The organism is Nostoc sp. CHAB 5715, from assembly GCF_020829685.1.
In the GTDB taxonomy this organism is placed as follows: Bacteria; Cyanobacteriota; Cyanobacteriia; order Cyanobacteriales; family Nostocaceae; genus Nostoc.
The window spans coordinates 1-5,021 of sequence record NZ_JAIVFR010000568.1 but is presented as its reverse complement, the minus strand read 5'-3'; the positions used below and the strand labels follow the sequence as shown (position 1 = coordinate 5,021).

General features: G+C 41.5%; 4 protein-coding genes. 3 read left to right on the top strand and 1 reads right to left on the bottom strand.

Annotated elements, in window-relative coordinates; translation table 11 throughout:
- Positions 1-2,104 (bottom strand): magnesium chelatase ATPase subunit D (gene bchD, locus LC574_RS26255; protein ID WP_229456470.1); only part of this gene is annotated, 2,104 nt, incomplete at its 3' end.
- A gap of 91 nt (positions 2,105-2,195) precedes the next feature.
- Between bchD and LC574_RS26250 the strand changes: the two genes are divergently transcribed.
- The 3 genes from LC574_RS26250 (at position 2,196) to rnc (ending at position 4,957) form a co-directional block, all read left to right on the top strand.
- Complete coding sequence (locus LC574_RS26250; protein ID WP_229456469.1) at positions 2,196-2,783, top strand: Uma2 family endonuclease; 588 nt, start codon at positions 2,196-2,198, stop codon at positions 2,781-2,783.
- A 564-nt stretch (positions 2,784-3,347) separates the two neighbouring features.
- Positions 3,348-4,136, top strand: coding sequence for an NYN domain-containing protein (locus tag LC574_RS26245; RefSeq protein WP_229456468.1), 789 nt, complete (start codon positions 3,348-3,350; stop codon positions 4,134-4,136).
- 134 nt (positions 4,137-4,270) lie between these two features.
- A complete protein-coding gene (rnc, locus tag LC574_RS26240) occupies positions 4,271-4,957 on the top strand; it encodes a ribonuclease III (RefSeq protein WP_229456466.1) in 687 nt (228 codons plus the stop codon).
- Positions 4,958-5,021: the final 64 nt, after the last annotated feature.

Genomic DNA, 5,021 nt, shown 5'->3' with positions numbered 1-5,021 from the left:
ACATCCCATTGCAAACAGACAAGGTAAAATTTTCTCCCTCATCCCCCTCATCTCCCTCATCTCCCTCATCCCCCTCATCTCCCTCATAACCCAGCAAACCACTCTTAGCCCTGATCCTCCCAATAGCTTGATCTGTCGCTTTTGGCAAATGATAATATTTACCGCCTGCTGTTTGCGATAATTCCTTGGCAAAGCCAGTAGACACAAATTTACTTTCCGTATCAATTACTAATAGTTGCATCCCCAGAGCACGGATTCTGGCAGCAATTTCTAATAATTCTCCTTTAATATCTGGCTTTTCTCCTGGTTCTAGCTGTTCACCCAAAGAACGCGCTAAGGGAATATTACCCCGCCCATCAGTGATTGCTACAAGGACAACTTGCCCAATATCTCCACTCATCTGAGCATTTAAGCCGACGCGCACAGCTTGAGTTAAACCATGCGCTAAGGGCGAACCCCCACCACAGGGCAACCTTTCTAAGCGGTTACGCGCCAAAGCAATAGAACGTGTTGGAGGCAATAATACCTCAGCTTGTTCTCCCCGGAAGGGAATTAATGCTATTTGGTCGCGGTTTTGATAAGCTTCTGTCAACAGTTGCATCACCGCACCTTTAGCCGACTGCATTCGATTCAGGGCCATTGAGCCAGAAGCATCTACCACAAACACTACCAACGCCCCCGCTTTGCGTACCAGGCGTTTCGAGCGAATATCAGGCTGTTCGACAATGACTTTTCTTTCTGGTTGTCTTTCTCTTCGTGCTTTTTGATAAGGAGCAGCTGCTCTCAAGGTAGCATCTACTGCAATGCGTCGCGCTTTCCCCTTGGGCAACATTGGCTTAATGTAGCGTCCCCTGTCATCGGAAAATATGACGCTGCGACTACCAGATTTACCTTGACGCTTCGCCATTTGAGTAAAATATAGCACGTTGTCATCAAGGATTACCCCTTCTGGATCAAAGATAAATTCTTCCGGGATGCTGGGGGGTTCTTGCTCTTGATTTTCTTCCTGTTCTTCTTGTTCTTCTTCCTCTTCTGATTCGTCTGGAGGTTCTTCTTGATTCTGTGGTGGCGGTGGAGGCGGTGGTGGTGATTGTTCTGGTGGCGGTGTCTGCACAACTGTGGCGCGTGGTACAATCACCAATTCCACAGCACGGCGCAAATCTTCGGCATTAACTGTTGTTCGTCCCTCCAAAGCCGCAGCAGCTTTGGCAACTCGCACAGCAAATAATTCGGCGCGATGTCCCTGAACTCCTCCGCGAATCGCTTCATCCACTAAATAGGCAATTTGTTCATGGGTGATGATGACTTCTTTCAACCATTCCCGTGCTAAGATGATTTGGGTTTTGAGGGAGTCTAAATCTTCGTTGTACTGCTGAAGAAAGTCTTGGGGAGATTTAGAATAGGCGATCGCAACCTCTACTGCTGCTACTCTTTGATCTAAGCCGAGTACACCGTCAGCAGAGAGTGCGATCGCAATTCTATCTAGCAAATGCTCCCGTAATCCGCCTTCTTCTGGATTGTAGGTGGCAATAAATAGGGATTTGCACGGATGCTGAAAACTAATCCCTTCCCGTTCTATCTGGTTGCGTCCCTCAGATAATACTGTTAGAAGCTGATTTGATATTTGGTCATCTAATAAATTAATTTCATCTACGTACAGTACACCCCGGTTTGCTGTAGCGAGTAATCCAGGCTGAAAAATAGTATCACCTTGTTTTACCGACTTTTCAACATCCACTGAACCTAATAGTCGGTCTTCTGTAATACCTAGAGGAATTTGTAAAAAAGGTGCGGGGATAATTTCGACGGGCACATCTTGAATATCTTTGTCTGCGTACTTTGCCAATAGTTGATCGTCCCATTCTTCGGGGTAGTTGGGGTCACAATTACTGATTGAGCCTTTGACAACTTCAATGGGCGGTAGTAGAGCGTGGATAGCACGAGCCATTACAGATTTTGCCGTACCGCGACGGCCTGCGATCGCTACTCCTCCCAAACCAGGATCAACTGCGGCTAACAGCAAGGCTAATTTAATTGCTTCTTGACCGACTACGGCACTCAAGGGAAAGGCAGCGATCGTGGGATTGATAGTAGGCGCAGGCATTGTTTGCTTTCATAGCGAGTCTCGGCCTTTAGCATACCAATTTCTGACACATTTAGAATAAGTATTATGGCAATAAGAGAAAGGTAAGGTTATGAGTATTGCTCAGGCTAAACGCTTCACACTGGATGAATACCACAGGCTTGGAGAATTGGGCTTTTTCCATGAAGATGACCACATTGAATTAATCAATGGGGAAATTATTGAAATGGCATCCAAAGGTACAGCCCATGAAACTTGTTTGCGAAACTTGTTGCGGGAACTTCCAAAAATTGTAGGTGATAGGGCAACTTTGCAATCTCAAGCCCCGATTGCTTTGCCACCGAATAGTGAACCTGAACCGGATTTTGCTATTCTTCAAAACCGAGATGATAATTATCTATCGTCTCACCCTAAACCGACTGATGTGTTATTGGTGATGGAGATTTCAGATTCTTCTTTAGCTTATGACCAAGATGTGAAAATACCTCTCTATGCTAAAGCAGGTATTACTGATTATTGGATATTCAATTTATTCGATAATTATTTGGAAGCTTACAGTGAACCATATCAAGATAATCAAGGCAGATATGGTTATTCAAATAAGCGAATTTTCTTGTCAAATGAGATAATAACTTTTCCCTGCTTCTCTGATTTATCTCTTGATTTAGCTAGGGTGTTTCCGCCCAAACTAAATTTTTAAATCTTACTATAGCAATGAGATAGGATTGAGTCATATATATAGCAGTCCTAAATCTCAATTAATTATGCGTGAAAATCTCTATTTTATCTCTCCGTGTTCTCTGCGTCTCTGTGGTTCGATTAAAAAAATAAAACTTATTTTTTACAACTATATTGACATCCAGCATTAGCTATGCAATTCTGTATTTAAGACAGAACAAGAACCGCACTCTAAAACGCAGGTTTTTGGTGGCTGTCTCAGCAGCAGAATTCCTAGTTTCCTGCCGAGCTTCGTGTCATCCCTTCGGCTGATTATTTAGCCTAATGTCAAGTTAACTGATTGACTAGACTTTCAACGGGAAGACAAGATGTTTGGATGAATATTCAGGGGAAAGGATGACGCGAAACTTGGTAGGAAGCCAGGAATTCTACGGCTGAGACTTAAACCAAACGAAAGCGACGGTAGAAAGCTTTATGGCAGGGAAGTACTTTTTGAGTACAAATTCCTCGTATAAAGCCCTGCTACTGCTAGATGTGTGATTTGTTGAAGCTGTCCAGTTCACCAAAGAATACTGGATATATTACAATGGCACACGCTAATCAATCTTCTAATAAACAAACAAGCCAGCAGCAACTAAAGGTTGGCATCTATTGCGATTTTCAAAATGTATATTTAAGTCAAAAGCTAGCAAGTTCCTTGCTGACTTTTGCCAACGCAAGGGGGAGTTTAATTATTAGAAGAGTCTACTATAATTCACTATTTGAAAACCAGGCTTCTGCAAAAGAGAATCTTCAACGTATTGGTTTTCAATGTGAAGATGTTACCTGCTCTTTAAAGAACAGTGCAGACAATCAACTTAAATCTGATTTAATTGACGATGTATATAACAATCAGTCCCCAGATATTTTTATCCTTGTGTCAGGAGATGGCGACTTTGCAAATCCAGTTAAATTTCTGCAAGACAAGGATAAAAATGTCATAATTTTTGCACAACGAGGTAATATCAAGCAAAGGCTGAAAAACCTTGCTGATGAATTTTACTTTGTAGATCAATTGCCTCAATTAGTTGGCAATAATACTCAGTTTAAAACCACTGTTACTGAGTTTAAGATTAATTACAATGACGCTGTAAAGTACCTAATTGAATCTACTAAAACTTCCTTAATCCAAGGCAAGCCTACCGTATTTGGATACGTTGACAAATTGATGCGTCAACGTTGCCATAAATATCAAGGATTTTCCTCTATTTACATGCCTGATGGCAAGAAATTTAAAACCTTTAGCCAGTTTGTTGATGCTGCTGTAAGAGATGGTAAAGTCCAAAGGCAAGGTCAGGAATTATTTTTAATGGAGTTAGACAAAGTGGCTGGTTAAAATAGCTTTTAAAAACCCAGTTTATAAAAACTGGGTTTTACTAAAACCGCAGTTTGCGGTTTTTTCATGTCTGAAGACAATAGCACTTATAAAGTTTCCCAACAGTCAATTTCTGCAACAAGACACAAGATAAAATGCACAAAATTCTAATATTCCATGATGAAAAACTTTTACGCTGTGCGCTTACTCACCGTTCTTATGTCCATGAAAACCCCAAAGAAGGCGAACATAATGAACGCCTAGAATTCCTCGGTGATGCTGTGCTGAATTTCTTAAGTGGCGAGTATCTATACAAGTGTCATCCAGAAATGGGAGAAGATGAATTAACACGGCGGCGTTCGGCGCTGGTAGATGAGAAACAATTGGCAAAGTTCGCCGAGGAAGTAGGTTTAGACTTTAGGATGCGGTTAGGAAAAGGCGCTATTCGAGACGGAGGCTACCAAAATCCTAATTTGCTTAGTAGCACCTTTGAAGCTGTACTTGGTGCTTACTATTTAGATAATGATTCTAATATTGAAGCAGTTCGCGCAATTATAGTACCACTATTTGATTCTGTAGATCCTAAGCATATAGTTGTGTCTCGTTCTAATGTAGACTCAAAAAATCGCTTTCAAGAATGGGTGCAACGCAACGTTACTCCAAATCCGCCCAAATATTTCACAGAACAAATAGGAGGCCCTTCTCACGCGCCAGAATTCATAGCAAAAGTATTGGTAGATGAAAAATTTTACGGAGAAGGTAAGGGACGCAATAAGAAAGATGCTGAAAAAGCTGCTGCTGAGGATGCGCTAGCTAAGTTGAAAAAACAAGGATTGTTGTAGAGATGATTTTTATCTCATTAATCTGTGATTAATCTCTCAAAATTAAATAAAGTTGTTTCAATTG